Here is a 25,332-nt window from a genome sequence, read left to right on the forward strand (position 1 = left end):
GACGGCGACTGGGGGGACTGGCCTCGGTCTCAGAAGAGGCCATCTCACCGCCGGCCCCGCCTCGCCCCGGACTGGTACAGCCCGGGAAACCTCAACAGGACCTTCACTAAGAATTTTCCTCCTTCCCGCAGGTCCTGCCTAGTCCCTCCCGGGCCGGCCCGGTTCGCCTGCTAGGCGTTGCCGCTACGCTGGCCCCCGCCGTCGGATTCTCCGTTTTCGGAGCGGGTCCGGACCTGCTCGCGAATCTTGTCGCGGTGCCGTTCCCCCTGCACCTGCCCGTCCTTGGTGTCCTGGCTGAGCCTTTCCCGGAGTTCGCGGCCGTGCTTGACGTCTTCGTCGATCTGCTGCTGCAGTTTCTCGCTCTTTTTGGTGTCGCGGGGCGGCAATTGGATGGTTTCCTCCGCTTTGATGCCGGCCTGGAGTTCGCGGCCGCGCTCCACCTCGGCGTCGAACTCGGCGCCGAACAACAGGGACATGTTCAGGATCCACAGCCACAGCAGCGCGACGATGACACCGCCGATGGCGCCGTAGGTCTTGTTGTAGCTGTTGGAGTACGCCACGTAGAAGCCGAAGGCCAGCGAAGCCAGCAGGAAGACCACCAGCGCGATGGCCGAACCCATGCTCATCCAACGGAACTTCGGCTGCTTCACGTTCGGCGTGGCGTAGTAGAGGATGGCGATGGCCACGACGATCAGCGCCAGCATCACCGGCCATTTGGCGATGTCCCAGACCGTCAGGAAGGCGCCGCCAAGCCCGACCAGGTTTCCGACCGACTCTGCCACGGGGCCGCTCAGCACAAGCATCGCAGCGATGACGACGACGATCAGCAGGTTGACGACGGTAACGCCGAGCATGGTGCCCCGCAGCTTCACGAACGGGCGGCCCTCATCGATCTCGTAGACCCTGTTCATCGCCCGGCCAAACGCCCCGACGTAGCCGGAGGCGGACCAGAGCGCGGTGAGGAGGCCCAGGATGAGGGTGAAGCCGGCGGCCGAAGAACTGGCGAGGTCCTGGACCACGGGACGGATCGTCTCCACGGTCTGCCCGGGGGCGAAACCTTGGACGATGTCCAGCAGGGCGGAGGTGGTCTTTTGCGGGTCCCCGAAGATCCCAAGGAGGGACACCAGCGCCAACAGGGCCGGGAAGATCGAAAGTACTGAATAGTACGTCAGGGCCGCTGCCAGGTCAGGGCACTGATCCTTGCTGAACTCCCGGAGTGTCTTCCTGACGATGTATTTCCAGGACGGCTTCTCCAGGTCCCGGGGACTCCCGGGTTTCCTTGCATCGTTCGGGTCGGGAGCCTGGGCCGCCTTCGCGGTGCTGGTTTCGGACGTGTTGTGAGTGGCCATGGGGAGTCCTCTCGATCGGGGGCCAAGAAGACAGGCCGGCCCGCGGGTGGCGGTGCCGGCCTGTCGACATGGGTGTTGCCTTAAGGTGCCGCAGTGGGCGGCGTGTCAGCTGCCTTGGACGTTGTCTTTGGCGTCCGTGGCACGGTCTTTCACGTCGTCGGCGGCCTGCTGGCCCTCTGCTTTGACGTTTTGGGCGGCGTCGGTGGCCGTGGCCTTGACGTTCGCCATGGCTTCCTGCGCCGGTTCCTTGAGGTCCTGGGCCACGTGCTTGGCTGCATCAGTGAGTTCCGCGGCCAACGGCTGGGCTGCGGTCTTCAGCTGGTCCGCGGCTTCCCGTTCCGTCCGGCTTGGCGGGATCAGGGACGAGACCAAAAGTCCGGCCCCGAACGCGATGAGGCCCGCAGCCAACGGGTTGCCTGCGGTCTTGGCCTTCACCTGGTCCGGGGTTTGGGAGACTGCGTGGCCGGCGTCGGTAAGTTTCGCCGAGACGGTGTCGCCGGCCTGGTGCAGGCTGTCCGCCGCGGAGTGCGCGCCGGTGCCTGTGGTGTTGTGGACGTTGGTGGTGGCGGTGTCTGCTGCACCCATGATTTTCTCCTTCATCCCGGTCGCCGCGTCCTTGAGCTTGTCGGTTTGGCGGTGGACGATGTTGGACGGGGTGACTTTGTCGGCCACAGCGTCCACGTTGGTTCCCAGGCGTGCCCTGGTGGCTTCGATGTCTGCTCGGATGACGTCAGGGTTTTCGCTCATCGGTTTACCTCACCTGGTTTGAGGGTTGGGGGTATTTCTGAGAGGGTTTCGCCGGTTTGGGGCAGGCCCTTGATTTGCTTGAGTTCCTTGCGTCCCATGGAGGCGAGGACCGCGGCGATGATGGCCCAGACCACGGCGGTGATCAACGCGGACCAGCCCAGCGGCATGATGGCGCCGAGGCCGAACATCAGGGCCAGGGAGAGGAAGAGCAGGACGAAGTGTCCGCCCACACCGGCTCCGGCAAGCATGCCGGAGCCTTTTCCTGCTTTGGTGGCGGACTGTTTCAGCTCGGCTTTCGCCAGGTCCACCTCCTGGCGCATCAGGGTGGACAAGTCACGGGTTACGTCACCGAGCAACTCCCCCAGGGAGGCGTTGTCCGCTTTCACGTGCGCCGCGCTGGGCGGCGGCTCAGGAATCTGGCTGCTCATCACAGGCCGCCAGCCTGGCCGCCCCTGGAGCGGTTCCGGGTGAGGGGGTCATCTGCCATGGGGTCGTCGGCAAATGCCTGGTCCCGCAACGGGTCGTCAGATACCTGGTTTCCGGACCAGGGCTCCTCCACCAGTTGCGGGTTGTCGAGGCCGCCGGCCGTGGAAGTGGACTCGGGGTAGCTGCTGCCTGGCGCACCGCCGTCGTATCCGGCCGTGGTGGTGGCCGGACCCGGCAACTGGACGGGCGGCGGAGGCACCGTTCCGCCGGCAGCGGGCGGCTGCATGTAGTCGTTCGAATATCCGGCGCCTGCGTATCCGGGACCGGCGTGCTGGCCGGAAAGGCCGGCAGTACCTGGGCCGGTTGGGGTGCTGGATTCCGGGACGCCCGCGGTGAGGCCCCGGGTGAGGCGTCCGGCAAGGACACCCGCGCCGGCAGCCAGGAGCAAGAACGTGCCGGGGCGGTTGCGGGCAAACCGCTGGACCTCGTTCAGGAGGTCTCCGGGTTCGCGGTTCTCCAGCCAAGTGGCGATCGAGGACGTGCGCTCGGCCGCCTGCCGGACCAGGTCAGTGGCCATGCCCTGCTGGTCCGGGGAGCTGGCCATGCTGTGAAGTTGGCCGGAAATGTTGCGGATGCCCTCGGCAGCTTTCTGCTGCTGCGTTGCGGCCTCGCTGGTAAGGCCTGACCTTGCCTGGTAGAGCAGGTCTTGCGCGTTGGACTTTGCTTCGGAGGCCACGTTGGCGGCTTCTTCCTTGGCCGTCTGTGCCACGTTCTGCGCGGAATCGGCCGCAGTCCTGGCTACGTCTGCCGCTTCATCCTTGGCAGCCTCCGTGCGCGAGGATGCAGGGCCGGCTCCGGCGCCGGCAGTCTCCGGCATAGCTCGTGTTTGTTCGTAATCGACGGGTGCGTACCCGGATCCGGCCTCACTGCCATAATGGCCGGTCGGGGACGGGAAGGTGGCGGGCTCGCGCTCGCCGGGGATTCCTGTATGTGCCTGAGGGGCCGTATTTGCGGAGTCCTCGGGCCATTGGTTCTCTGTCATCTTCGCTCTCCCTTTCAGAAGAAGGCTGGTTGTTGATCAAGAACCAGCGGTACTGGCCGTAAAATAGTAAGCATGTTTACTAATGAAAGGTAAGTACCCTTTCTAATTGGGTTGTAACCGATCGAGTAAAAATGTCAGCCGGAATGGCTCTGGCCTGCCCGGTCACAACGAAGTGGGAAGTGGTGGGAAACGTGGACACAGCTCCATGGGTATGGATAGTGGTTGCGGTTGTCGTAGTGGCGCTGATTGTGCTGCTGCTCCTGTCCGGCGGACGGCGCCGCAAGGCGATGCAGGAGAAGCGCGACCAGGAGAACCGGGAAAAAGCGGCCGAAATCCGCCGTAAGGCTGAAAACATGGAACTCGACGCCCGCGAGCGGGAAGCCAAGGCCATCCGTGCGCGTGCCGACGCCGAGCAGGCCCAGGTGGATGCGGCACGACTGCGGCAGGAAGCCGAGGAGCGCAGCCGGGAAGCCCAGTCCCTCCGCAGCGACGTTGCCGGCCACGCCCGGAAGGCGGACGAGCTGGATCCCGACGTCGGCAGCGACGGCACCCGCCGCGGTGCACGCGAGGAGCGCGGAGACCTGCAGGCGCAGGCCGGCAACCATGACCGCCAGGAGGTCCACAGCGGCCACGAGGTCCACAGCGGCCACGAGGACCACGACGCCCGCGACGCCCGCGACGGCCGGGCGGCCGCGCCCGCGGCTCCCGTTCGGGATACGGCCAGTGAGTCGGAGCGCCGGGAAGGCAACGCGGCCGACGTCGGACATGACCTTGGTGCGCACCGTGAGGCCGGGCACCGCGACACCCTGGGCGAGGACCGGGCGCACCGTGAGGCCGGACGCCATGAAGACGGGCACCGTGACGCAGCAGCCGGCGAGGCGGCGCACCACGATGCGGAGTCCAGTGATGCGCGGCTCAATGACGAAGGGCGCCCTGATTCCCTGGCTGCGGATCCGCGGAATGAGGCCGGGCGTCGGCTCAACGACGGTACCGAAGGCGATGTGCGCGACGCGAAAAACCCGCACGCGGGCCTTTAGGCTGGTTCGCTTCCGCTGCGGCGTGGGGGCGGAGGAAGGCAGGTTCCTTCGTCCGTTCCCGTGCCCGGCCCGGCGGACAAGGATTGTTTTATAAGCAGCCTTATGATTTCCTGCTTTTAAGTCTTGCCGCAGGCTTTCGGAACCAGACCGAGGGAAAACAGCACCCATGCCCGAATCCTTTGCCGCAATGGCCGCGAACACGGTCCCGGTCCACCAGCAGGCCGAAACATCTGATCAGCCATCTCCATCCGCCGCCACCTCGGGGCCTCCGCTGGGAGCGTCCGAGAACGACTTGGTCCTGGGGTATCTGGACCTCGCCGAGGCCTTGGCCGCACGGTTTGAAGCGCGCGGCAGGGAAAGGGCGGACCTGAACCAGGTCGCCTACCTGGGACTCGTGAAAGCCGCCCGCGGATTCGACGAGGCCAAAGGGGACAGTTTCCCGGCTTACGCGGCGCCCACCATCACGGGTGAACTCAAAAGGTACCTCCGCGACAGGACGTGGGTGGTCCGCCCGCCACGCCAGGTCCAGGACCTGAGGACCCGCCTGTTCAGGGCGGAGCCCGAGCTGACCCAATCTCTGGGCAGGATCCCCAGTGTGGCCGAATTGGCCGGAGAGCTGGGGACCGACCCCCTTGACGTGCAGGAAGCCATGTCGGCTTCCAGCAGCATGCACCCCGATTCCCTGGACGCGGTGAGTCTCCACTCCGATGCCCCGTCCCTTGGTGAGATGCTCGCCAGCCCGGAAACGCCGCTGGAGAGGCTTGAAGAGCTCGCTTGCCTGCGCGCTGCCATGAAGGACCTGGCGGATTCGGACCGGGAGCTCCTGTACCGCCGCTATTTTTGCGAGGAAACGCAGGTGCAGTTGGGCAAGCGGCTCGGGATGTCCCAAATGCAGGTTTCGCGCCGCCTGGCGAAGGTGCTGATGGAATTGCAGCGCCGGCTGGAAGAAAGTACCGGCGTGGACGGCCCGGGCGGGGACCGCAGCGCGAGGACGGAACAGGAAGCCAGGACGGCGCCGCAGGCCAATCAGGTGGTGCCTTTCCGCCGGCCCAGGAAGGCCGGGAGGCCGGGCATCGCGGGCACCGGGCGACTCGGCTGCACAGGCACCAGCTGAACCGGTTCCGGGATGTCCTCGCGACGGTGCCCGTGGCGCTGCGGGGCCCGCCGCGCCTGCCCGGCCGGCTGGGCTTCAACTAGGGTTGAACCATGACTGAAGGCGGGCACCGGTAATGGCCAAACGCGGAAGGCCGGGAGGCCGCGGCCGGTCCGGAGGGGGTGTGGTTGAGATCCCCAAGGGCGCCTCGCCGGATGGCCCCATGGAAGGCGTCTACTACATCGATACCGGCGACTGCGAGCTGATCGCGGACCAGGACAACTCCACCGGATGGCTGCTGAAGATCAATGGAGTCATGAGCTCGCACATCGACCTCGCCGACCCCCTGTTCCTGGACTTTGAGTACATGCGGTGGATGGCGGCGCTGATTGAGTCCCGCTGGCCGCCGGCCGCCCCGGGTGCTGCTCCCGCGGGGACCGCCCATAAACTCCGTGGCCTGCACCTGGGCGGGGGTGCGTGCTCCATGGCACGCTATTTTGCCGCCGCCTATCCCGATGCCCGGCAGGTGGTGGTGGAACTGGACGGCAAGCTCGCGGACTACGTGCGCGGCTGGTTCGACCTCCCCAAGGCGCCACTGCTCCGCATCCGCGTGGGGGAGGCCCGGGCCGTGACCGAAACCCTCACAGAGCACACCAGGGACTTCATCATCCGCGATGTCTTTGCCGGGGCCTTCACCCCGCGACCGCTCACCACCGCCGAATTCGCCGCCCATGCCAAGCGGGTCCTGGCACCTGGCGGCTTGTACGTTGCCAACTCGGGGGACGCCCCGGACCTCAAGAACGCCCGGGAGGACGCCGCCACCATTGCCGCTGCCTTCAAACACACGGCCATCATCGCGGACCCCGCCATGCTGAAGGGCCGGCGCTACGGCAACATGGTGATGGCGGGCAGCGACGTGCCGTTCGGCGACGACCCCCAACTGCGGCGCCGGCTCCTGGGCGGTGCCGTTCCCGCCCATCTCTGGGATGATGCACAGGTCCGGGCCTTCGCAGCCGGGGCGCCGGCCCGGCATGACCCGCCGGTTGAGCCAGGCGCCCTGTGATTTAGTCCCGGCCCAGGAGCGCGCCGCGGTGCTCGGCCATCCGCTCCCGCAGGGCCTGTACGACGGCCGCCACGGCGGGGCGGCGGAGCGAGTCGGGGCGCAGGACCATCCAGTAGGGGAGCAGCTCACCGATTTCGCCGGGCAGCAACCGGACCAGGTCGTCATGGAGATCGCCCATGAAGCATGGCAGGAAACCGACCCCGGCACCGGCCCGGGTGGCCTCCACATGGACGAACACGTTGGTTGACGTCAGGCCCTCGCGCATGGCCGGCACCAGCCGCCGCGGCGCATCGAGATCGTCCACCTGGAGCATCGAATCCACGAAATACACCAGGGGATGCTCATTGAGTTCGGCCACAGTGGCCGGGGTTCCGTGCTCGGCAAGGTAGGTGCGGGAGGCGTACATTCCCAGCCGGTATTCGCCCAGCCGGATGGCCTCCGCGCGGTGCACTTGCGGCTCGCCCACCACCACCTCGATGTCCAGCCCGGAGCGCTGCTGCAATGCCCGGCGGGTCATGGTCACCACCTCCACGCTGAGGCCAGGATGGTCCCGGCGCAGCCGGGCCACGGCCGGGGCTGCGATGTAGGCGCTGAAGCCGTCGGTCGCCGTCATGCGTACGACGCCGGTAATCGGGTCGGGTGCCTGGCCGCCCGGTCCCAGCGTGCCCAGCACCGCTTCGACCCGTTCGGCCACCTGCACGGCCCGCTCGCCCAGTTCCGTGAGTTCCCAGCCGCCGGCGGCCCGGGACAGGACCCGGCCGCCGAGCGATTTCTCCAGCGCGGCGATCCTGCGCGAGACGGTGGTGTGGTTCAAGCCCAGGGCCTGGGCCGCCGTCGTAAATTTTGCTGAGCGGGACACCGCCAGGAGGATCAGCAGGTCGTCGGGATTGGCGTTCATATCTGCAATTGTGCACACGCCGGGTGCCTGTTTGGGCATTGAACTGCAAAGATTGTGCAGCAATACTCATCTGAGTCACTTGTGCTGGAGATCACAGCACGTGTCAATGTGGACACTGAGGAGAACCATGAGCGTTGAGCACAGCCAGGCAAACGAAGCCAGGTATGCACCCAAAGGAACCGGACTGAAGAAGATCGTTGCCGCATCCATGGTGGGCACAGTGGTGGAATGGTACGAGTTCTTCTTGTACGCCACCGCCGCCACCCTGGTCTTTGGCAAGTACTTCTTCCCAGCTACCGGCAATGACCTGGACGGAATCATCCAAGCCTTCCTGACCTACGCCGTGGGCTTCATCGCCCGGCCGCTGGGCGGCATCGTCTTCGGCCAGATCGGCGACAAGCTCGGACGCAAGCCCACGCTGCAGCTGACGATCGTCATCATCGGCGTGTCCACCTTCCTGATGGGCTGCCTCCCCGGTTTCGCCGACATCGGATACCTGGCCCCCGCCCTGCTGGTGGCGCTGCGGTTCATCCAGGGCTTCGCGCTCGGCGGCGAATGGGGCGGCGCCGTCCTCCTCGTGGCCGAACACAGCCCGAACAAGACCCGCGCCTTCTGGTCCAGCTGGCCCCAGGCCGCCGTCCCCGTGGGCAACCTGCTGGCCACCCTGGTCCTCTACATCATGTCCACCACCCTCAGCAGCGAGGCATTCCTCGGCTGGGGCTGGCGCGTGGCCTTCTGGCTCTCCGCAGTGATCGTGTTCGTCGGCTACTACATCCGCACCAACGTCAGCGAATCACCCATCTTCCTCGAAGCGAAGGAACTGGTGGAAAAGGAACAGGCCGTCAGCTACGGCGTGTTCGAGGTTGTCCGCAAGTACCCCAAGGGCATCTTCCAGGCCATGGGCCTGCGGTTCGCCGAAAACATCATGTACTACCTGGTGGTCAGCTTCGCGATCGTCTACCTCAAGAGCGTGCACAAGTACGACACCTCGTCGCTGCTGCTGGCACTGCTCATCGCGCACGTCATCCACTTCGCGATCATCCCGCAGTACGGCCGCCTGGCGGACCGGATCGGACGCAAGCCCGTCTACCTGGCCGGCGCCATCCTCGGTGCCACCTGGCCGTTCTTCGCCTTCCCCATGTTCGACACCCGCAACGCCGTAGTCATCGTCCTCGCCGTCACCATCGGCCTGTGCCTGCACGGCCTGATGTACGCCGGACAGCCGGCCATCATGGCCGAAATGTTCCCCACCCGCATGCGTTACTCCGGCGCATCCCTCGGCTCGCAGGTCACGTCGATCTTTGCCGGCTCACTGGCGCCGCTCCTGGCCACCCAGTGGCTGAAGGACACCGGCTCATGGATGCCGACGGCCATCTACCTGGTCATCGCCTGCGCCATCACCACGGTGGCCGTGCTGAGCCTGAAGGAAACCAAGGGCATTGCCCTGGAAGACGTGGACAAGGAAGACGCCACCCGCGAAGGACTGCTTCCGGCCGGCCGCCGCTAAGCTGCTGGAGCCGTTGGACCGTTTGGGTGCATGAAGGAGAACTGCAATGGATAACACGTTGAATGGACGCAAGGCGCTGGTCACCGGCGGTGCCAGCGGAATCGGTGCCGCCTGCGTGCGCGCACTCGCGGCCCAAGGGGCGAAGGTGGTGGTGGCCGACGTCGATGCCGCCGCCGCTGCCAAGCTCGCCGACGAGGTGGGCGGCACCGCCTGGGCCGTGGACCTCCTGGACGTGGACGCCCTGGCCACCCTCAGCCTGGATGTGGACATCCTGGTGAACAACGCGGGAATCCAGCGCATCAGCCCCATCGAGGATTTTGAGCCGGCGGACTTCCGCAGGATCATCAGCCTGATGCTGGAGGCGCCGTTCCTGCTGGTCCGGGCCGCCCTCCCGCACATGTACGCCAACAAGTTTGGCCGCATCATCAACGTGTCCTCGGTCCACGGTATCCGTGCTTCCCCGTTCAAGAGCGCGTATGTATCCGCCAAGCACGGCCTGGAAGGGCTGAGCAAGGTGACGGCGCTGGAGGGCGGGGAGCACGGTGTCACCTCCAACTGCGTGAACCCGGGCTACGTGCGCACGCCACTGGTGGAGAAGCAGATCGCGGACCAGGCACAGGTGCACGGGATCGACGAGTCTGAGGTCCTGGCCAAGGTGATGCTCACAGAATCGGCCATCAAGCGCCTGGTGGAGCCGGACGAAGTGGCGTCCCTGGTGGCGTGGCTGGCATCTGACAGTGCCGGCATGGTCACCGGTGCCAGCTACACCATGGACGGCGGCTGGTCCGCCCGGTAGGCACTCCCGCTAATCCAGCGGTTTAACCACCCGGTGGTCATAGAAGAAGACGCCATAGGTGGTCTTCAGCCCCACCGACCGGCGATCCTGCCATACGACGACCCCTTCGCGCCTGCCGTTGAAGGGGTCGTCGCCAATGACGGTGTCGCCCACCCGGTAGGGGCATCGGGGGCTGACGGCCCCTCTGGTCCGGTGCCATACCTTCGCCAGGGCATCGCCCAGTCTGACGGGCCGGCCCATGCCGGAAAGGTCCTGTACGTAGCCCCTGGCCATGTGAGCCTCTCCTCCAGGCGGCAGCCGGCCGCCTGCTAACGGTGTTGGTCGGCGGAACGCTCCCAGCAGAGGATGGTCCTCCCGTTCCGGCCGCCACCGTACGCCCACGCTAGGTGCAATCCATGCCGGCATCACCAGTAACAAGTACTTGTTTCGGGCGGACGGGACTACTTATCAGTAGGGCCTGATGCATCCTCCGACAGCCCCGAATGCATCAGCGGTTCCCGTTGATGATGTCCTCGGCGTTCTCGAAGGCCCACGCCACCAGGGGCACCAGGAGCCCGCTCAACTCATAGCCCCGCTCGGTGAGGCTGTAGTCCACCCGAGGCGGAATGACCGGCTGGGCATTCCTGCTGACCAGGCCGTCCCGCTCAAGGGTCTTCAGGGTCTGGGCCAGCATCTTCTCGCTGATGCCCTCGGCCCGGCGCCGCAAATCACTCCAGCGCTGCTCGCCTTCGGACAGGGCGATCAGGATCAGGACGCCCCACTTGCTGGTGATGTGGTCCAGCAAGGTCCTGCTGGGACACCCGGCGGGGAACACGCCGTCGGCAAAGGCGAGGGGTAGGGGAACGGCTTGGGGAACGGCTTCCATGCCCACCAGCTTACCTAAAGGTCAGTACCTTACCTCAAAGTGCGTACTCTCTTTGGGGAAGTAATCTCGATGACCCGTGGTTGTGCCCCTCGACAGATCAAATTCTTCGAAAGGATCCATCGTGAGCATTGTTGTTACAGGCGCCACCGGACAACTGGGCCAGCACGTCATCGAAGCCCTCCTTGAACGCGGTGTGCCCGCCGCCGGGATTGTGGCCGCCGGCCGTTCCGTGGGGAAGTTGGCCGGATACGCCGCGCGCGGTGTGAACGTCCAAGCCATGGACTATGCCGACGCCGCGTCTGTTGCCGCCGCACTCAAGGGGGCAACACGTGTGCTGCTGATTTCCGGCAGCGAAGTGGGCCAGCGCGTCGAACAGCACCGGACCGTCATCGAGGCAGCCCGGGCCGAGGGCGTGGAACTGCTGGCTTACACCAGCATCGCCAACGCGGACACCACCGGCATGCTGCTGGCCGGTGAGCACAAGGCCACCGAGGCGCTCCTGCGCGAATCCGGTGTCCCCTTCGTCTTGCTCCGCAATGGCTGGTACCTGGAAAACTACACGGAACAGTTGCCCGGAACGCTCGCCCAGGGTGCGGTGGCGGGCAGTGCCGGGGACGGGAAGGTCAGTGGCGCTGCACGGGCGGACTACGCCCACGCCGCCGCAGCAGTCCTGGTGGCCGAGGGCCAGGCCGGCAAGGTCTACGAACTGGGCGGCGACGAAGCCTTCAGCATGGCTGACCTCGCCGCTGAGATCAGCGCCGCCACGGGCAAGGCCATCACCTACAACGACCTCCCCGCCAAGGACTACGCCGGCCTGCTCACCTCCGTCGGGGTGCCGGAGGGATTCGCCGAGGTCCTTGCGGACTCGGACCTCGGCATCGCCCGCGGTGACCTCCTGGTCAGCACCGGAGACCTCCGGCGGCTCATTGGGCGTCCGACGACGTCCCTCGCCCAGGCCGTCCGGTCCGCCGCGGCTTCGGCGTAAGGCAGCGGAAGACAGTAACGCAGCGGAAAACGAGAGGTGCCCGGTCCCGGTAGGACGGGGCACCTCTCGCCGTGGACGGGCCTACACGCTGTTGCGGGCGGTCCCGACCACGGGCAGTGCCGAGGTTTCGTCCTCAAGGTGGGCCCGGCGTCGTCCATCACCCTTGACCCACAGCCGGTATGCCAGGACCAGCAGGCCGAGCCAGGCGGCACCCACGTAGAGGGCCACCCGGGTGTCCTCGAAGGCGCCCAGGATAGCGATCACCAGCGCCATGAAGGCAATGGTGAGGACTGACGCGGCGGGCCACCATGGGGACGGAAATTCCGACGCCGGCAGGCCCCTCCGCGCGATTTCCCGCTTCATTGCCACGTGGGATGCCAGGATCATCACCCACACCCACACCGTGGCGAAGGTAGCGATCGAGGCGATGACCAGGAATACATCCTCCGGGATGACCGCGTTCAGGACCACGCCCACCAGCAGGATCCCGGCCATCATGACCACCGTCATCCAAGGGACGCCGTGGCGGGAGACTTTGCCGAACGCCGCCGGTGCGTGGCCTTGGTTGGAGAGTCCGAAAAGGATGCGGCCGGCACCGAAGATATCGCTGTTGATGGCCGAGAGCGCGGCAGTGATCACCACGGCATTGAGGATGTGCGGCGCCGCCGGAATGCCCAGGCCGCTGAAGATCTGGACGAAGGGGCTGCCGTCGCTGCCCACCTGGTCCCACGGGAAAAGGCTCATCAGGACGCCCAGCGTCAGGACGTAGAAGAGCAGCACGCGGACCGGCACGGTGTTGACGGCCTTGGGGATGACCTTCTTGGGGTCGGCCGCTTCACCGGCGGTGATGCCCAGGGTCTCGATCCCGCCGAAGGCGAACATCACCACGGCAAAGGACGCCAGCAGGCCTTCAAAACCATTCGGGAACAGGCCGCCGTGGTCAACGAGGTTGCCAAGGCCCGGTGCCACACTTGAACCGGCGGCCTGGAACCCGAACGTGATGATCGCGGCGCCGCCTGCGATCATGGCGATGATGGCCGCGACCTTGATCAGCGAGAACCAGAATTCAAGTTCGCCGAAGACTTTGACGCTGAGCAGGTTCAACGCCGCCAGGAAGCAGATGACGGCCAGGACCCAGATCCAGCGCTCCACCTGCGGGAACCAGAACCCCATGTAGATACTGAAGGCAGTGACGTCTGCGATGGCCACGATGGCCATCTCGAAGACGTACGTCCAGCCGGTCACGAAGCCGGCGAGGGGGCCAAGGTACCGGCCGGCGTATTGGCTGAAAGAGCCGGACACGGGGTGCCTCACCGCCATCTCGCCCAAGGCGCGCATCACCATGAACACTGCGGCGCCGCCGATGATATAGGCGAGCAGGACGGCTGGTCCGGCTTTCTGGATGGCGGACGCGGAGCCGTAGAAGAGGCCTGTGCCGATGGCGGAGCCGAGTGCCATGAAGCGGATGTGCCGCACGTTCAGGCCGCGGTTGAGGACGCGTGCCACGGCGGCAGCCGGCTGCTGGTGTTCCGCCGGGCTGTCGATCCGGGTTGGGGTTGGAGCTGGTTGCATGCGAATACCTTCTCGTCATTGGGAGGGGAGCCGCTAACCAGCAGACCATTTTCGGAGGCATCGTGATGAGGCTCACGGCTGGTTGCTGTCTTCGGTTCCAGACTGTGCGGGAGCGTCTCAGAATGTCAGTGCCTCGCTGGAAGATTTACTTATGGGAATCGGTGCGGATCTGGCGACGGTGATGGAAAGTGTTTCTGCCTCTGTTGCTGCCCTCAGCGGGCTGGTTCTCGAGGACGCTTCCCTCGCTTCCCTCGCTTCCGGCGCCGATGTTGGTGCTGAAGTGGATGTGCTGCAGCGGCGGTATGAGCTGTGCCTGGAACGGCTGGAGCTTGTGGCCCGGTTGGAGGCGCAGCTCGCGGCGGTGAAGGCACGGGATGTGGCGGAGAGCGTCGGGCTCCAGCACGCTATGACCCCGCCGGACGCCCCGGTGCATGAGCGCACCTTTGCGGAGATGTCCGCGGTGGAGGAGATCGCCGGGATCCTCACCATCAGCTCGGGGGCGGCCGGGGCGTTGGTGGAGCAGTCCCGCCGGGTATGTTCGCTGCCACCTGTGTTTGAGGCCCTGGCTGAAGGAGCGGTGTCGTGGCAGCATGCGCGGATTGTGGCGGATGAGACCGAGGGTTTGGGCCCTGCCGTGGCGGCCGGGTTGGTGGCGCACTTCTTCGACCCCGACGTGCCCAACCCGGCCCGGGGTGCCGCGCCCGGTGAGCTTGTCCCGTCCCGGTTCCGGGCGAAGGTCCGGGCCTGGCGGGAACGCCACCACCCCGAGTCCTTGGCGAAACGGCATGTGAAGAGGGTGCCGGACCGGCGGATGGATTACGCCCCGGACCGGGACCGCATGGCCTGGGTTTCGCTCTACCTGCCCGGGGATACCGCGTGCGCCATCTGGAACCGCAGCACCGCCACCGCCCGCGGCCTCCAAAGCCCTGCGGAGCCCCGGACCCTGACCCAGCTGCGCGCCGACGTCGCCGCGTCCCTGCTCCTCGGCACCGGAGCTGCTGAGGGTGAGGATGCCGGAAACACGCGTTGCATTGGGAAAATCCCTACCCCGCGGGCCGATGTCCTGGTCACGGTGCCGGTGTTCTCACTGCTTGGCCCTACCGATGAACCCGCCGTGCTGGACGGATTCGGGCCGATCCCGGCATCCATGGCACGGAAGCTCGTCGCGGACGGGGCGGAATCGTTCTACCGGGTCCTGGTCGACCCCCGCGACGGGGCACCCCTGGAGATCGGCCGCACCCGCTACCGGCTCCCGGAGACCATCAAGAAATGGATCCAGCTGCGGGACCGCAAATGCACCTTCCCCGGCTGCACCAACCACACCCCCGACAACGACACCGACCACCTCACCGCCTGGCACCACGGCGGCAAAACAGACGTCCGAAACTTGGCACAGGTCTGCCCCAAACATCACCGCCTCAAACACACCAGCACCTGGGTCCCCGACCCGGCCACGCGGAATGAACCACCCGGCTGGACCTCACCCACCGGCCGACACTACAAACCCGAACAACCCGACCCCCAACCAACCCACTGGCCTGCCTGGAGTGAGGCGTCGTGGGGTGCCCCGTTGGAGAAGGAGTCCGGACAGCAGGACTTGTACGTGCCTGCCCACTTTGACCGGCCCATCCTCCACGCCGGCCAGGGGAAACGGCCGCTGGCAGATACGCCACAAGTGCTGGAGGACGCGGATCAATGGGACATGCCGGCCATGGACGCCCCATCGGACCCTGGTCCTTCCGAGAGTGAGCTGCCAACTGACCCCTTCCCGGAATGGAAGCTGTTTTTGGACTTCGAGGACATGGAACCGCCGGTTCTCTCTGGCTGAAACGAGGAAGACGCGGGGGTAGCTGAGTTCTGGGAGTTTTTGGACCGGCGTCCGGCCTGCGGCGCCTGTCTGGGATTCCAGACAGGAAACCTTGCATGCGCCGTCGCTGCGGGGTGCAAGAGGGCGCAAGCTTAAGTACGGGATACCGGACAGAGCTACCCAGAAAGACCCCTTCAGCCAATGAGCACTGCATTAAGCACCGAAGCCCAGGCGCCCCGCGCGGCGGTCAAGGCATCCTCAAAAGTCCCTGCTGCGGAAAACACCCTGCGCATCCTGAAGCTGTTGGCCTCCAAGCGCGGGCCGATGGCGGCCTCCCAGATCGCCTCCAGCCTGGACCTTCCCCGGTCCAGCGTCTACCACTTGCTGGGCGTGATGGAGGCGAACGGCTTCGTCCTCCACCTGCACGAGGAGCAACGCTACGGGTTGGGTATCAGCGCCTTCGAACTCAGTTCCGCCTATTCACGGCAGGAACCGTTGTCCCGGCTGGGCCGCCCCCTGCTCGCGAGCCTCGTGGATGCCCTCGGTGAGAGCGCCCACCTGGCAGTGCTTCACGGGCGTGATGTCCTGTACATCGTGGAGGAACGGGCGAAGAACCGCCCGTCGCTGGTGACCGACGTCGGCGTCCGGCTTCCCAGCCATCTCACCGCCAGCGGCCGCGCCATCCTTGCCGCGCTGCCCAAGTCGCAAGTACGTGCGCTGTACCCGAACGCCGCCGCCTTCACCGCACGGCATGAGGTGGTGGGGGCCATCATGAAGTACTCCGCGCTGTCCTCCCACCTGGACCAGGTCCGCCAGCGGGGGTACGCCACCGAACACGGCGAGGTTACGCCCGGCTTCGGTTCCATTGCCGCTGCCGTGACCGACCACCTCGGATGGCCCACGGCCGCGGTTGCCGTCACTTTCCTCGAGGACAAGCTGCCTGCGCAGGAGTGGCCGGTCCTGGCCGCCCGCGTCCGGAAGGTGGCTGACGAACTGTCGGTCCGGCTCCATGGCCGGCCCGGAAAGTAGCGCCGCCGGCACTCCTTGACCTGTGAACTTGGTCTTCGTCCAAGCCGCCAAGGACCATCGCTGGCGAGGCAAAACGGATCGGCGGCCATGTCTGGAATACCGGACAGCACCGCGTAAAAACCCCTGTGAAGCCCGACCGCCAAGGGCTTTAGTTGATACAGAACTTCTTTCCTCCAACAGACACCACCCGAAGGAGCCCATCATGGCACCCGCCGATTTCACCACCGGTGCCCGCCCGGTCAAAGCAGCCCGCGGCACCGAGCTCACCGCAAAGTCCTGGCAGACCGAAGCGCCGCTGCGCATGCTCATGAACAACCTGGACCCCGAGGTCGCGGAACGCCCGGACGATCTGGTCGTCTACGGCGGGACCGGCCGCGCCGTCCGGTCCTGGGCCGCGTTCGACGCCATCACCCGCACCCTGGAAACCATGGAAAAGGACGAGACCCTCCTGGTCCAGTCCGGCAAGCCCGTGGGCGTCTTCCGCACCAACGAATGGGCCCCGCGCGTGCTGCTGGCCAACTCCAACCTCGTCGGCGACTGGGCCAACTGGCCCGAATTCCGCCGGCTCGAGGCGGAGGGCCTGATGATGTACGGCCAGATGACCGCCGGATCCTGGATCTACATCGGCACGCAGGGCATCCTGCAGGGCACTTTCGAAACCTTCGCCGCGATCGCCCGCAAGCTCACCGGGGACGAAAACGGCACCCTCGCCGGGACCCTCACCCTCACCGGCGGCTGCGGCGGCATGGGTGGCGCCCAGCCGCTCGCCGTCACCCTGAATGACGGCGCCTGCCTGATTGTCGACGTCGACGAGACCCGCCTGCGCCGCCGCGCCGGCAAGCGCTACCTCGACGAGGTGGAGACCGACCTCGACGCCGCCATCGCCAAGGTGCTCAAAGCCAAGGAAGAGCGTCGCGGCTGGTCCGTCGGCTACGTCGGCAACGCCGCCGAGGTCTTCCCCGAGATCCTCCGCCGCCACAACGCCGGCGAGCTCACCGTGGACATCGTCACCGACCAGACCTCGGCACACGATCCCCTGAGCTACCTGCCCGAGGGCATCACCGTGGAGGAATGGCACCGCGAGGCCGCCGCCGACCCCGAGGGCTTCACCAAAAAGGCCCAGGCCTCGATGGCCAGGCACGTCCAGGCCATGGTCGAATTCCAGGACGCCGGCGCCGAAGTCTTCGACTACGGCAACTCCATCCGTGATGAAGCCCGCAAGGGTGGCTACAATCGCGCCTTCGAATTCCCTGGCTTCGTCCCCGCCTACATCCGGCCCCTGTTCTGCGAGGGGCTCGGCCCGTTCCGCTGGGTGGCCCTCTCCGGCGACCCGGAGGACATCCGCGTGACGGATGAAGCGATCAAGGAACTCTTCCCGGACAACACGCACCTGCACCGTTGGATCGACGCCGCCCAGGACCGCGTCGAATTCGAGGGCCTGCCGGCCCGCATCTGCTGGCTGGGCTACGGCGAACGTGCCAAAGCCGGGCTGCTCTTCAACCAGCTGGTCAAGGAAGGCAAGGTCAAGGCACCCATCGTGATCGGCCGCGACCACCTGGACTCGGGCTCCGTCGCCTCCCCGTACCGGGAAACCGAGGCCATGGCCGACGGCTCGGACGCCATCGCCGACTGGCCGCTCCTGAACGCGCTGCTCAACACGGCCTCCGGCGCCACCTGGGTCTCCCTCCACCACGGCGGCGGCGTAGGCATCGGCCGCTCCATCCACGCCGGCCAGGTCTCGGTCGCGGACGGCACCGACCTCGCAGCGCAGAAGCTCGAACGCCTCCTCACGAACGATCCCGGCATGGGCGTCATCCGCCACGCCGACGCCGGCTACGAACGAGCCCTTGACGTCGCCAAGGAACGCGGCGTCCGCATCCCCATGAACGAAACCCGCTGATCCGGCCAAACCCCGCATCGATTGCTCCGTAACTGCCGTTTGGGACTCCAAAAGGACCATTACGGAGCAGTCGATGAAACAACACAAGGAACTTAAATTGACCACCCTCACCCACGAACCGCTCACTGTTACCCTCGGGCCCGTCGGCGTCACGGCCCAGGACGTGCTCGCCGTCGCCCGCCACGACGCCAAGGTGGCCATCGCTCCAGACGCCCTGGAGACCGTCGCCAAGGTCCGCGCGCACATCGATAGCCTGGCGCACAGCGAGACTCCCGCATACGGCATCTCCACCGGGTTCGGTGCCCTGGCCAACCGCCACATTCCGAGTGAGCTCCGCACCCAGCTGCAGAAATCGCTCATCCGCAGCCACGCCGCCGGCATGGGCCCTGCCGTGGAACGCGAAGTGGTCCGCGGCATCATGTTCCTGCGCGCCAAGACCCTCGCCTCCGGCCGTACCGGCGTCCGCCCCGTGGTGCTGCAGACCATGGTGGACGTGCTGAACGCCGGCATCACCCCGGTGGTCCGCGAGTTCGGCTCGCTTGGCTGCTCTGGCGATCTCGCCCCGCTCTCGCACTGCGCCCTGGTGCTGATGGGTGAAGGCGAAGCGGAAGGGCCCGACGGCGTCACGTACGGCGGGCGCGGAGAGCGGACTGTCGCCGAGCTGCTTGCAGGCCACGGCATAGAGCCGGTCACCCTTGCCGAGAAGGAAGGGCTGGCGCTGGTCAACGGCACCGAGGGCATGCTGGGCATGCTCCTGATGGCCATCGCCGACCTCCGCCAGCTGCTGGCGACGGCGGACATCACCGCCGCGCTCAGCGTCGAGGCGCTGCTGGGCACCGACCAGGTGTTCGTGCCCGAACTGCACGCCGCGCTGCGCCCGCATCCCGGCCAGGCAGCCAGCGCCGACAACATGCTGCGCGTACTCTCGGATTCGCCGATTGTCGCGTCCCACAAGGTGGGGGACTCCCGTGTGCAGGATGCCTACTCGCTGCGCTGCGCCCCGCAGGTTGCCGGTGCCGTCCGTGACACCGTTGACCATGCGGAACTCGTGGCAACCCGGGAACTGGCCGCGGCCATCGACAACCCGGTGGTCCTGCCCGACGGCCGCGTGAGCTCAAACGGCAACTTCCACGGCGCTCCGGTGGCGTACGTCCTGGACTACCTCGCCATTGCCGTCGCGGACCTCAGCTCCATCGCCGAACGACGGACCGACCGGATGCTTGACCCCGCCCGTTCGCATGGCCTTCCCGCCTTCCTGGCCTCCGATCCCGGCGTTGACTCGGGCCTGATGATTGCCCAATACACCCAGGCAGGCCTGGTGTCGGATAACAAGCGGCTGGCCGTGCCGGCGTCAGTGGATTCGATTCCAAGCTCCGCCATGCAGGAGGACCACGTCTCCATGGGCTGGCACGCGGCCCGGAAGCTGCGCAAGGCGGTGGAGAACCTCCGCCGGGTCCTGGCCATCGAACTGGTGACGTCGGCGCGGGCCTTGGATATCCGCACGCAGCTTTCCGGTGGGGAGCTGACGCCGGGCCCGGCGGGCACCGCCGTCGTGGCTGCCCTTCGCGCCGTGGTGGATGGTCCGGGGACTGACCGTTTCCTGTCTCCGGAACTGGAAGCGGCGGACCGGCTGGTTGCCTCGGGGGAGGTGCGTCGGGCGGCCGAATCCGCCGTCGGCTCCCTGGCCTGAAATCGAAGGATCTTCAGTACCTGCTGCGCTCCGGTCCGAAGTGCGGAATATCCGGCGACACTGCCCGTGGCGGAGCCCGGAGTGTAGTAGAACTGATGGTGTAGTGAAAGTCACATCAACGAAGCTGTGGCAGCAGAACAATACAAAGGGGTAGAAGTTCAAATGAAAGCACGTGGGGCAGTCCTGTCCAGGCGCAACGCCCATTCCGCCGCGGTATCCAACTGGAAGGCCCTCAAGGCCGGGGACCGCGTCGAAATCATCAAGCATGCGCATGTGGTGGCAGCCGGGGAAGTGGAAGAGGTGTCGCAGAGCGGCAACGTCCTCTGGCTGGTGCCGGCCGGACCCTCGGACCTGTCGGAAAAGCAGCTCTTCCTGAAGTCCGACGGCGTCCAGGTCCGCCTCGCCTGAAACCCGCACCCGCAACATAAAGAATCCCCGCAGTGCCTCACGGCACTGCGGGGATTCTTTATTGGCGCCAAGCGTTCGTCCGGGGCCCTTGGGCCGGCCGTTAAGGCGAGCCCGGCAGCCGGCAGATCAGGCACCCGGCGCATCAGGAAACCGGTCGGCGCGCCGCCGGCTAATCAGGCTGCGAAGGATTCGTAGGTCTCGCCAAAGGGAACGGATTCATCCAGGGCCACCGTGTAGCGTCCCGGGTGCAGCCTGGTCACCAGGATGCCGCACGCGGCGTCCTTCGCTGCCACCTCAATCAGTTCCGCTACTGCCTCTTTGAGTCCTGAATGGACCTCGCTGGCGCTGGCGAACTCCAGGCTGATGGACCGGAGCTCCTGCCCTTCGGCGGTCTTGGCAGCGGCGGGGACGCGCTCCAAAGTGCTTGTGATCATGTACTGAACTTTCTGTGTTTCGTGCCGGATGGCTCCACTATTCTATCGATCAGTATCCATATATGTCAGATGACTGCCCTCCTGAAGCCCTGGAGGGACGGTCACAAAGCGTTTGTTCGCGGGGCCGAACGGAATCAACGACCATGGAAGCGGGCACCGCAGGGCCCCATCCAGCAGTCCCGCCCCCACACCTTGAGGAGATTCGGTATGAAGATCATGCGCCTGGGCAACAGCGGCAGCGAACAGCCCGCAGTGTTCGTTCCCTCACCGGACGGCGCCGGCCGGTACTTCAGCCTGCTGCCACTGACCGCCGATGTCGACGGCGGGTTCCTCGCCGACGGCGGCCTGGACAAGGTCCGGGAAGCCCTCGCTGCAGGTGACCTGCCGGTCCTTGAGGGCGCGGATGCGCTCCGGGTCGGACCGCCCGTGGCCAGGCCCGGCTCCGTGGTGGGTATCGGGATGAACTATGCCGCCCATGCAGCCGAGTCGGGGGCCGCACCCCCCACGATTCCGGTGGTCTTCCTCAAGCCGAGCAATACGGTCGCCGGCCCGTTCGATCCGGCCCCGCTCCCTCCGCATTCCGGCAAGTACGACTGGGAGGTGGAACTGGGTATCGTGATCGGCCGGGAGGCCTGCTACCTCGGCTCCCCGGAAGAAGCAGCCGCGTTTATCGCCGGCTACGTCACGGCCAACGACCTCTCCGAACGCGAATACCAGTTGCCGGGGGCTGCGGGCCAGTGGACCAAAGGCAAGTCGCTGCCGGGGTCAACGCCCCTTGGCCCGTGGCTGGTTCCGGCGGAGGACATCGACGGCGGCAACCTCCCGCTGCGCAGCTGGGTCAATGGGGAACCACGCCAGGACTCCTCGACCTCGGAGCTCATCTTTGACGCAGCCACCCTGGTCCACCACTGCAGCCAGTACATACGGCTGGAACCGGGCGACGTGATCCTCACCGGAACCCCGGAGGGCGTGGCACTGAGTGGACGTTTCCCCTACCTCCAGCCGGGCGACGTGGTGGAAGTGGAAGTGGAAGGCCTGGGCCGCCAGCGCCAGGAGCTGTTCCGGGCGCCGGCGGCCGCAACGGCCTAGGGTGAAGCTGCGCGGCTAGCCTGCCTTGACGGCCAGCACCGGGCAGTCCGCTTCCAGCAGGATGCGCTGGGATGTGCTGCCCATGATCAGCTTGCCCACCGGGGTGCGGCGGCGCAGGCCGATCACGATCAGGTCGGCGTTGTGCTCCTCGGCGGCGTCCAGCACTTCAGCCGCGGCGTCATGGCCGCGGACGGGCCGCTTGATCAGGTACTCGATGCCCTGGCTGGCCAGCCGCTGTTCAATGTCCTGGATGTCGCCGTCCTGGGCAAAACGGTTGTCCACGGTCGCCTCGCCCTTGGAAGAGTTGATCAGCACCAGGGTGGTGTTGTTCTTCCGGGCTTCGGTGATGGCCTGCGTCAGGGCAGCTTCGCCCTCCGGGGTCGGGACGTATCCCACAACGACGGTCATGTTCGCTCCTTTTGGTCGGGACTGAAGGCATCCTGCTTCGAGTGGACCGCATCAAGGGGTTCCGAAGCAAGGGGTGCGGCCCCGCCGGCAGGAGCAGGAACGGGACGGTTCCGGCGGAACAGCCGGTAGGCAAACGGCCAGAGCAGGATGAGGCCAATAATGACATAGATCCCGACGGCGATCGGCTCCCCCAGGAGCCCTGCCGGGTCGCCTGCGCTCAGCTGCAGGGTCTTGCGGAGCTGCCCCTCGATCCGCGGGCCCAAGATCACCCCGAGGATCAGCGGCAGCACGGGAAGCCCGAAGCGCCGCATCATGAATCCGAGCGCGCCCAGGACCAGCAGGATCACCAGGTCGAACGACTGCAGGTTCACCGAGTAGGCGCCCAGCGTGGCGAAGAACAGGATGCCGGCGTACAGGTACGGGCGGGGGAGTTGCAGCAGCTTGGCCCACATCGGCGCCAGCGGCAGGTTAATGATCAGCAGCAGGAAGTTGCCAATGAAGAGGCTGGCGATCAGCGCCCACACCAAGGGGCCCTGGCTGGTGAAGAGCTGCGGGCCCGGCTGGATGCCGTAGGAAGTGAAAGCGGCGAGCATCACGGCGGCCGTGGCGTTGGTGGGCAGGCCCAGGGCCAGCATCGGGGTCAGGGTGCCTGCGGCGGCAGCGTTGTTGGCCGCTTCAGGGCCGGCAACACCTTCGATGGCGCCGTTGCCAAATTCTTCAGGGTGCTTGCTGAGGCGCTTCTCCGTGACATACGAGAGGAAAGTCGGGATCTCGGCGCCACCGGCCGGCAGTGCACCGAAGGGGAAGCCGAACGCAGTGCCGCGCAGCCACGGCTTCCACGAGCGCTTCCAGTCGGACTTGCCCATCCACGGCTGCCCCACGGGGATCGCGTGCAGCGGGGTCCGGCGGAGGTGCGCGGCGACCCAGAGGGCCTCGCCCACGGCGAAGATGGCTACGGCCACCACCACGATGTCCAGGCCGTCGGCCAGGAGCGGTTGGCCGAACGTCAGCCGGCGCTGGCCGGTGACGGAGTCCATTCCCACCAGGCCGATGGCCAAGCCGAGGCCCAGGGAAGCGAATCCGCGGAGCCGGGAGGAACCGAGGACCGCCGTGACGGCCAGCAGGGCCAGCACCATGATGGCGAAGTAGCTGGGGGCGCCAAGGCTGACGGCGAACTTCACCACGATCGGTGCGCAGACGGCGAGCAGCGCCGTGCCAATGGTGCCGGCGACGAACGAGCCGATGGCCGCCGTCGCAAGCGCCTGCGCCGCCCGGCCCGCCTTGGCCATTTTGTTGCCTTCGATGGCGGTGACCACGGAGGACGATTCACCCGGTGTGTTGAGGAGGATCGAGGTGGTGGAGCCGCCGTACATGCCGCCGTAGTAGATGCCGGCGAACATGATGAAGGCGCTGGTGGGTTCCAGGGCGTAGGTGACGGGGAGCAGCAGGGCGACGGTCATGGCCGGGCCCAGCCCGGGCAGGACGCCGACGGCGGTGCCCAGGATGACGCCGATTACGGCGTACATGAAATTCATGGGGGTCAGGGCGGTGGCAAAGCCGTCCATCAAGGAGGACCAGACGTCCATTTAGAGGATTCCTTCCAGGAGGCCTGCCGGCAGTGCGATGCCCAGGCCGAGGTAGAAGCCGTAGAAGGTCAGCAGGGACAGTGCCACGGAGATCAGCCCGTCCCGGACGTAACGGCGGCTGCCGAGGGCCAGGACGCTGCCCCAGAACAGGACAGTGCCGGATATGACCCAGCCGGCCCAGTCGATGAGCAGGATGTTCAGGATGAAGGCCCCCGCCAACGGCAGGATGGTCTTCCAGTCGGCGGGGTGCGCCAGGTCGACGTCCTCGCCGCCCTCCGCCTCACCCTTGCCGCCGCGCAGGACGTTGATGGCCAGCAGGACGGCGCAGACCACCAGCATTCCGGCCACGATGAACGGGACGGTTTTGGGCCCCACCGGGTCCGACTTCGAATACGGGGTTACCAGGCCGTTGGCGTCCAGGAACACCATGGCGCCGGCCGCTCCGAGCAGGAGTGCAACCCCCAGCTCGGAGCGGCCTTTGAGGCCTGTGGTCAGGGATGTCACGCCAACCCGAGCTTGGTGAGGACGTCCGCCACCCGCTTGTCCTGCTCGGTGAGGAAGGTCTTGAACTGGTCGCCGGTGATGAAGGCATCGGTCCAGCTGTGGGTCTTCAGCGCTTCCTTCCAGCCCTCAGTGCCGTGCATCTTTTCCAAGGCTGCGATCAGGGCTGCCTTGTCCTTGTCGCTGATCCCCGGAGGGGCCACCACGCCGCGCCAGTTGGTGAAGACCAGGTCGATGTTGGATTCCTTGAGCGTGGGTGCGTCCACACCGTCAAGGCGCTTTTCGCCGCTGGTGGCCAGGACGCGGACCTCGCCGGATTCGATCTGCTTCAGGTACTCGCCGGCGCCGGAGGCGGCGAAGCCGAGCTTGTTGCCGAGGATTGCGGGCAGGAGGTCGCCGCCGCCGTCGTAGGAGACGAAGTTGACCTTGGTGGCGTCGATGCCCACGGCACCCGCCAGCTGCATGGGCAGCAGGTGGTCCGGGCCTCCGGGGGAGGAGCCACCGCCCACGGAGATGGAGCCGGGATCGGCTTTCCAGGCCTTCACCAGGTCACCGATGGTCTTGTACGGGGAGTCCTTGCCGACCATGATGGCGCCGGGCTCTTCGATGAGGCGGGCCAGCGGAGTGGTGTCGGTCAGCTTGGACTCGGACTTGTTGGTGTAGCTGGCCCCCACAACGCCCAGGCCCATAAGCATGGCAAGGTCGCCGTTGCCCTTCTCGTTGACGATCCGGGCCAGGCCCACGGTGCCGCCCGCGCCGGCCAGGTTGAAGACCTCGGTATTCGTGGAGATCTTTGCGTCGTCGAGCACCTTCGCTGCGGCGCGTGCGGTGGTGTCGTAGCCGCCCCCCGGGGTGTTGGGGACCATGATCTGCAGGCCCGTGATGGGACCGGCGGCGGCGCCGGAACTTTCCGTGCCCGTGGAGCTCTTGCTGGTGGCACCGCAACCGGTGGCCATCAAGGCGATGCCGGCAGCAATGGCGGCGACTCGCAATGCGCGGATCTGGCGCATGGATTCCTCTTCTCATCAAAATCTGATCAGCATCGGCTGACTGGTGGTTCCGATGCTAGGGGCGGCAGTGACGGCCATCACTCTTGTGTA

General features: G+C 66.4%; 25 protein-coding genes. 12 read left to right on the forward strand and 13 right to left on the reverse strand.

Annotated features, from left to right (window positions below):
* Positions 1–170: 170 nt before the first annotated feature.
* From ACFVVC_RS14190 to ACFVVC_RS14205, 4 genes are all read right to left on the reverse strand, one after another.
* Positions 171–1,349, reverse strand: coding sequence for a YihY/virulence factor BrkB family protein (locus ACFVVC_RS14190; RefSeq protein WP_387454336.1), 1,179 nt, complete (start codon positions 1,347–1,349; stop codon positions 171–173).
* Positions 1,350–1,454: 105 nt separating this feature from the next.
* On the reverse strand, positions 1,455–2,096 hold the full coding sequence (locus ACFVVC_RS14195; protein WP_387454339.1) for a DUF3618 domain-containing protein: 642 nt from the start codon (positions 2,094–2,096) through the stop codon (positions 1,455–1,457).
* Complete coding sequence (locus tag ACFVVC_RS14200) at positions 2,093–2,524, reverse strand: phage holin family protein (RefSeq protein WP_387454341.1); 432 nt, start codon at positions 2,522–2,524, stop codon at positions 2,093–2,095. The genes ACFVVC_RS14195 and ACFVVC_RS14200 overlap by 4 nt, the downstream gene beginning before the upstream one ends.
* Positions 2,524–3,564 carry a hypothetical protein gene (locus ACFVVC_RS14205; RefSeq protein ID WP_387454344.1) on the reverse strand — a complete coding sequence of 347 codons (1,041 nt, stop codon included), beginning with the start codon at positions 3,562–3,564 and terminating at the stop codon, positions 2,524–2,526. Before ACFVVC_RS14205 ends, ACFVVC_RS14200 begins: the two co-directional genes overlap by 1 nt.
* A 191-nt stretch (positions 3,565–3,755) precedes the next feature.
* Here ACFVVC_RS14205 and ccmD point away from each other — a divergent pair, with 191 nt between their 5' ends.
* The 3 genes from ccmD (at position 3,756) to ACFVVC_RS14220 (ending at position 6,757) form a co-directional block, all read left to right on the forward strand.
* On the forward strand, positions 3,756–4,601 hold the full coding sequence (gene ccmD / locus ACFVVC_RS14210) for a heme exporter protein CcmD (protein WP_387454347.1): 846 nt from the start codon (positions 3,756–3,758) through the stop codon (positions 4,599–4,601).
* Positions 4,602–4,767: 166 nt separating this feature from the next.
* A complete protein-coding gene (locus ACFVVC_RS14215) occupies positions 4,768–5,715 on the forward strand; it encodes a sigma-70 family RNA polymerase sigma factor (RefSeq protein ID WP_387454350.1) in 948 nt (315 codons plus the stop codon).
* 115 nt (positions 5,716–5,830) lie between these two features.
* On the forward strand, positions 5,831–6,757 hold the full coding sequence (locus ACFVVC_RS14220; protein ID WP_387454353.1) for a spermidine synthase: 927 nt from the start codon (positions 5,831–5,833) through the stop codon (positions 6,755–6,757).
* A 1-nt stretch (position 6,758) separates the two neighbouring features.
* Here the strand turns inward: ACFVVC_RS14220 and ACFVVC_RS14225 are convergent, their stop codons facing one another.
* Complete coding sequence (locus ACFVVC_RS14225) at positions 6,759–7,655, reverse strand: LysR family transcriptional regulator (protein ID WP_387454356.1); 897 nt, start codon at positions 7,653–7,655, stop codon at positions 6,759–6,761.
* Positions 7,656–7,782: 127 nt separating this feature from the next.
* Between ACFVVC_RS14225 and ACFVVC_RS14230 the strand changes: the two genes are divergently transcribed.
* Together ACFVVC_RS14230 and ACFVVC_RS14235 are read left to right on the forward strand one after the other, a co-directional pair.
* On the forward strand, positions 7,783–9,162 hold the full coding sequence (locus ACFVVC_RS14230; protein WP_387454359.1) for an MFS transporter: 1,380 nt from the start codon (positions 7,783–7,785) through the stop codon (positions 9,160–9,162).
* Positions 9,163–9,208: 46 nt separating this feature from the next.
* Entirely contained in the window at positions 9,209–9,958 is a 750-nt protein-coding gene (locus ACFVVC_RS14235; protein ID WP_387454362.1) for a 3-hydroxybutyrate dehydrogenase, read from the forward strand.
* Positions 9,959–9,967: 9 nt separating this feature from the next.
* On the opposite strand, the gene ACFVVC_RS14240 is transcribed toward ACFVVC_RS14235, so the two are convergent.
* Positions 9,968–10,231, reverse strand: coding sequence for a hypothetical protein (locus ACFVVC_RS14240; RefSeq protein WP_387454364.1), 264 nt, complete (start codon positions 10,229–10,231; stop codon positions 9,968–9,970).
* Positions 10,232–10,445: 214 nt separating this feature from the next.
* Positions 10,446–10,823, reverse strand: a complete 378-nt coding sequence (locus ACFVVC_RS14245; protein ID WP_387454367.1) for a winged helix-turn-helix transcriptional regulator — start codon at positions 10,821–10,823, stop codon at positions 10,446–10,448.
* 121 nt (positions 10,824–10,944) lie between these two features.
* Here ACFVVC_RS14245 and ACFVVC_RS14250 point away from each other — a divergent pair, with 121 nt between their 5' ends.
* Positions 10,945–11,808, forward strand: a complete 864-nt coding sequence (locus ACFVVC_RS14250; RefSeq protein WP_387454370.1) for an SDR family oxidoreductase — start codon at positions 10,945–10,947, stop codon at positions 11,806–11,808.
* Between the two features lie 81 nt (positions 11,809–11,889).
* Here the strand turns inward: ACFVVC_RS14250 and ACFVVC_RS14255 are convergent, their stop codons facing one another.
* Positions 11,890–13,380, reverse strand: coding sequence for an amino acid permease (locus ACFVVC_RS14255; RefSeq protein WP_387454373.1), 1,491 nt, complete (start codon positions 13,378–13,380; stop codon positions 11,890–11,892).
* Positions 13,381–13,531: 151 nt separating this feature from the next.
* Between ACFVVC_RS14255 and ACFVVC_RS14260 the strand changes: the two genes are divergently transcribed.
* The 5 genes from ACFVVC_RS14260 to ACFVVC_RS14280 all read left to right on the forward strand — a co-directional run bounded on the left by ACFVVC_RS14260 (position 13,532) and on the right by ACFVVC_RS14280 (position 20,214).
* Positions 13,532–15,208, forward strand: a complete 1,677-nt coding sequence (locus ACFVVC_RS14260) for an HNH endonuclease (protein WP_387454375.1) — start codon at positions 13,532–13,534, stop codon at positions 15,206–15,208.
* 180 nt (positions 15,209–15,388) lie between these two features.
* Positions 15,389–16,216 (forward strand): IclR family transcriptional regulator, encoded by an 828-nt coding sequence (locus tag ACFVVC_RS14265; protein WP_387454378.1) that lies wholly within the window; start codon positions 15,389–15,391, stop codon positions 16,214–16,216.
* A gap of 202 nt (positions 16,217–16,418) precedes the next feature.
* Positions 16,419–18,116 carry a urocanate hydratase gene (locus ACFVVC_RS14270; protein WP_387454381.1) on the forward strand — a complete coding sequence of 566 codons (1,698 nt, stop codon included), beginning with the start codon at positions 16,419–16,421 and terminating at the stop codon, positions 18,114–18,116.
* A gap of 97 nt (positions 18,117–18,213) precedes the next feature.
* Entirely contained in the window at positions 18,214–19,806 is a 1,593-nt protein-coding gene (hutH, locus tag ACFVVC_RS14275) for a histidine ammonia-lyase (RefSeq protein ID WP_387454384.1), read from the forward strand.
* Positions 19,807–19,968: 162 nt separating this feature from the next.
* Positions 19,969–20,214 (forward strand): hypothetical protein, encoded by a 246-nt coding sequence (locus ACFVVC_RS14280; protein ID WP_018763066.1) that lies wholly within the window; start codon positions 19,969–19,971, stop codon positions 20,212–20,214.
* Positions 20,215–20,387: 173 nt separating this feature from the next.
* On the opposite strand, the gene ACFVVC_RS14285 is transcribed toward ACFVVC_RS14280, so the two are convergent.
* Positions 20,388–20,648: a hypothetical protein gene (locus ACFVVC_RS14285; protein ID WP_387454387.1), complete on the reverse strand. Its 261-nt coding sequence runs from the start codon at positions 20,646–20,648 to the stop codon at positions 20,388–20,390.
* Positions 20,649–20,855: 207 nt separating this feature from the next.
* Between ACFVVC_RS14285 and ACFVVC_RS14290 the strand changes: the two genes are divergently transcribed.
* Positions 20,856–21,737: a fumarylacetoacetate hydrolase family protein gene (locus ACFVVC_RS14290; RefSeq protein ID WP_387454389.1), complete on the forward strand. Its 882-nt coding sequence runs from the start codon at positions 20,856–20,858 to the stop codon at positions 21,735–21,737.
* A gap of 15 nt (positions 21,738–21,752) precedes the next feature.
* Here ACFVVC_RS14290 and ACFVVC_RS14295 read toward each other — a convergent pair whose 3' ends face one another.
* From ACFVVC_RS14295 to ACFVVC_RS14310, 4 genes are read right to left on the reverse strand one after another with little or no spacing between them, the layout of a single operon-like run.
* The gene (locus ACFVVC_RS14295) at positions 21,753–22,145 is read right to left on the reverse strand and encodes a universal stress protein (RefSeq protein WP_387454392.1); all 393 of its coding nucleotides are present in this window, start codon (positions 22,143–22,145) and stop codon (positions 21,753–21,755) included.
* Positions 22,142–23,731: a tripartite tricarboxylate transporter permease gene (locus ACFVVC_RS14300; RefSeq protein ID WP_387454394.1), complete on the reverse strand. Its 1,590-nt coding sequence runs from the start codon at positions 23,729–23,731 to the stop codon at positions 22,142–22,144. Before ACFVVC_RS14300 ends, ACFVVC_RS14295 begins: the two co-directional genes overlap by 4 nt.
* The gene (locus ACFVVC_RS14305) at positions 23,732–24,235 is read right to left on the reverse strand and encodes a tripartite tricarboxylate transporter TctB family protein (RefSeq protein WP_387454397.1); all 504 of its coding nucleotides are present in this window, start codon (positions 24,233–24,235) and stop codon (positions 23,732–23,734) included.
* Positions 24,232–25,242 carry a Bug family tripartite tricarboxylate transporter substrate binding protein gene (locus ACFVVC_RS14310; protein ID WP_387454400.1) on the reverse strand — a complete coding sequence of 337 codons (1,011 nt, stop codon included), beginning with the start codon at positions 25,240–25,242 and terminating at the stop codon, positions 24,232–24,234. Before ACFVVC_RS14310 ends, ACFVVC_RS14305 begins: the two co-directional genes overlap by 4 nt.
* Between the last annotated feature and the right edge of the window lie 90 nt (positions 25,243–25,332).

Origin of the sequence: Pseudarthrobacter sp. NPDC058196, from assembly GCF_042882685.1 — a bacterium.
Taxonomy (GTDB): Bacteria; Actinomycetota; Actinomycetes; order Actinomycetales; family Micrococcaceae; genus Arthrobacter.

What these genes read in the sequence shown, in the direction of transcription:
- ACFVVC_RS14245 (WP_387454367.1), bottom strand. Translation starts at nt 10,823, where the DNA reads ATGGAAGCCGTTCCCCAAGCCGTTCCCCTACCCCTCGCCTTTGCCGAC.
- ACFVVC_RS14290 (WP_387454389.1), top strand. Translation starts at nt 20,856, where the DNA reads ATGAAGATCATGCGCCTGGGCAACAGCGGCAGCGAACAGCCCGCAGTG.
- ACFVVC_RS14235 (WP_387454362.1), top strand. Translation starts at nt 9,209, where the DNA reads ATGGATAACACGTTGAATGGACGCAAGGCGCTGGTCACCGGCGGTGCC.
- ACFVVC_RS14285 (WP_387454387.1), bottom strand. Translation starts at nt 20,648, where the DNA reads ATGATCACAAGCACTTTGGAGCGCGTCCCCGCCGCTGCCAAGACCGCC.
- ACFVVC_RS14200 (WP_387454341.1), bottom strand. Translation starts at nt 2,524, where the DNA reads ATGAGCAGCCAGATTCCTGAGCCGCCGCCCAGCGCGGCGCACGTGAAA.
- ACFVVC_RS14205 (WP_387454344.1), bottom strand. Translation starts at nt 3,564, where the DNA reads ATGACAGAGAACCAATGGCCCGAGGACTCCGCAAATACGGCCCCTCAG.
- ACFVVC_RS14300 (WP_387454394.1), bottom strand. Translation starts at nt 23,731, where the DNA reads ATGGACGTCTGGTCCTCCTTGATGGACGGCTTTGCCACCGCCCTGACC.
- ACFVVC_RS14265 (WP_387454378.1), top strand. Translation starts at nt 15,389, where the DNA reads ATGAGCACTGCATTAAGCACCGAAGCCCAGGCGCCCCGCGCGGCGGTC.
- ACFVVC_RS14280 (WP_018763066.1), top strand. Translation starts at nt 19,969, where the DNA reads ATGAAAGCACGTGGGGCAGTCCTGTCCAGGCGCAACGCCCATTCCGCC.
- ACFVVC_RS14240 (WP_387454364.1), bottom strand. Translation starts at nt 10,231, where the DNA reads ATGGCCAGGGGCTACGTACAGGACCTTTCCGGCATGGGCCGGCCCGTC.
- ACFVVC_RS14270 (WP_387454381.1), top strand. Translation starts at nt 16,419, where the DNA reads ATGGCACCCGCCGATTTCACCACCGGTGCCCGCCCGGTCAAAGCAGCC.
- ACFVVC_RS14310 (WP_387454400.1), bottom strand. Translation starts at nt 25,242, where the DNA reads ATGCGCCAGATCCGCGCATTGCGAGTCGCCGCCATTGCTGCCGGCATC.
- ACFVVC_RS14230 (WP_387454359.1), top strand. Translation starts at nt 7,783, where the DNA reads ATGAGCGTTGAGCACAGCCAGGCAAACGAAGCCAGGTATGCACCCAAA.
- ACFVVC_RS14190 (WP_387454336.1), bottom strand. Translation starts at nt 1,349, where the DNA reads ATGGCCACTCACAACACGTCCGAAACCAGCACCGCGAAGGCGGCCCAG.
- ACFVVC_RS14295 (WP_387454392.1), bottom strand. Translation starts at nt 22,145, where the DNA reads ATGACCGTCGTTGTGGGATACGTCCCGACCCCGGAGGGCGAAGCTGCC.
- ACFVVC_RS14225 (WP_387454356.1), bottom strand. Translation starts at nt 7,655, where the DNA reads ATGAACGCCAATCCCGACGACCTGCTGATCCTCCTGGCGGTGTCCCGC.
- ACFVVC_RS14255 (WP_387454373.1), bottom strand. Translation starts at nt 13,380, where the DNA reads ATGCAACCAGCTCCAACCCCAACCCGGATCGACAGCCCGGCGGAACAC.
- ACFVVC_RS14215 (WP_387454350.1), top strand. Translation starts at nt 4,768, where the DNA reads ATGCCCGAATCCTTTGCCGCAATGGCCGCGAACACGGTCCCGGTCCAC.
- ACFVVC_RS14195 (WP_387454339.1), bottom strand. Translation starts at nt 2,096, where the DNA reads ATGAGCGAAAACCCTGACGTCATCCGAGCAGACATCGAAGCCACCAGG.
- ACFVVC_RS14220 (WP_387454353.1), top strand. Translation starts at nt 5,831, where the DNA reads ATGGCCAAACGCGGAAGGCCGGGAGGCCGCGGCCGGTCCGGAGGGGGT.
- ACFVVC_RS14260 (WP_387454375.1), top strand. Translation starts at nt 13,532, where the DNA reads ATGGGAATCGGTGCGGATCTGGCGACGGTGATGGAAAGTGTTTCTGCC.